At 37.9% G+C, this 219-nt stretch carries 1 pseudogene; it reads right to left on the reverse strand.

Features of this window, described 5'->3' with window-relative positions:
- Positions 1-49: 49 nt before the first annotated feature.
- Positions 50-219, reverse strand: a pseudogene (locus ACG9ZB_RS17770) (ISNCY family transposase); the annotation flags it as partial.

Consider the following 219-nt stretch of genomic DNA (forward strand, 5'->3'; position numbering starts at 1 on the left):
TGTTATTCCCAAGTAGAAATGTCCTACCTAATAACCAAATAGAAATGTCCTATACAGACATTTCCAAGTCAAGCACAGGATTTAGATTTCGTTCTTTGATTGCTATTTTCTGTGCACGTCTGCTTGGCATCTTTTGAGAACGATTGCGTTTGTTTTGTTGTTCCAGTTCTTCATGCTGTTGTTGGATATGATTCAGAACAGCACCCAACCGTTTATTCT

This window comes from Acinetobacter johnsonii (assembly GCF_048551975.1).
In the GTDB taxonomy this organism is placed as follows: domain Bacteria; phylum Pseudomonadota; class Gammaproteobacteria; order Pseudomonadales; family Moraxellaceae; genus Acinetobacter; species Acinetobacter johnsonii_A.